Annotated in this window: 1 protein-coding gene and 1 pseudogene; both read left to right on the top strand. The window is 74.5% G+C overall.

Annotated features, from left to right (window positions below):
- A pseudogene (locus EF903_RS34905) lies at positions 1–260 on the top strand (hypothetical protein); the annotation flags it as partial.
- A 96-nt stretch (positions 261–356) separates the two neighbouring features.
- The coding region (locus EF903_RS32935; protein WP_260616242.1) for a PadR family transcriptional regulator at positions 357–989 on the top strand (633 nt) is incomplete at its 3' end.

Genomic DNA, 989 nt, shown 5'->3' with positions numbered 1-989 from the left:
GTGCGGGACGGGCCGCGCCCGCGCGGCCCGTCCCGCACCCGCCGGCCCGGCCGCCCGTCGCACCCGACATGCCCGTACCGCCCGCGCCGCCCGTACCACCCCTGTCGCCCGTGGCGCCCGCGCCGGTCACGGCCCTCGGCACCGGCCCGAACGAGCGCGCCGCGGACCTGGCCGCCCATCTCCTGCCGCTCGGCACCGGATTCGCCCTGATGGGCATCGGCCTCGGCTATCTCGGAGCGCGGCTGCGGCGCGGGCTGTGACCGCGCCGCGGGCGCCGCGCCGGAGCCCGCGTCCCCCTCCGGTACTAGGCCGGACGATGGTTGCGGCGTACGGCATACTCGGTATACATACTCAGTATGTCGATCCGCCACGGACTACTCGCCCTGCTGGATGACGGACCCCGGTACGGCTCCCAGCTGCGCACCGAGTTCGAATCCCGCACCGGCTCCACCTGGCCCCTCAACGTCGGGCAGGTGTACACGACCCTCGCCCGCCTGGAGCGCGACGGCCTCGTCGCACCCGGCGGCGAGGACCCCGCCGGCCACACCCTGTACGCCATCACCGACGCCGGCCGCGCCGAGCTGCGCCTCTGGTACGAGCGCCCCGTCGACCGCACCAGCCCGCCCCGCGACGAGCTCGCCATCAAGCTCGCCATGGCCGTCGGCTCCCCCGCCGTCGACATCCGCGCGGTCATCCAGGCGCAGCGGCACGCCACGGTCAAGGCGATGCAGGACTACACCCGCCTCAAGGCACAGGCCCTGGCCGCCCTGGAGTCGGGCACGGCCCGCGGACGCGACGACGTGGCCTGGCTGCTGGTCCTCGAACAGCTCATCTTCCAGACCGAGGCGGAGGCGCGCTGGCTCGACCACAGCGAATCCCGGCTCGTACGGCTCTCCCTGACGGCCGACCGGAGAGCCGAGGGGGACCCGCCGCAGTCCTCCTCGCTGAACTTCACGCCGGGCAAGACGGTCCCGAACCTGGTGCAGGCG

This window comes from Streptomyces sp. WAC05292, assembly GCF_003949955.1.
GTDB classification, from domain to species: Bacteria; Actinomycetota; Actinomycetes; order Streptomycetales; family Streptomycetaceae; genus Streptomyces; species Streptomyces globosus.
This window is presented reverse-complemented; position numbering and strand designations above follow the sequence as displayed.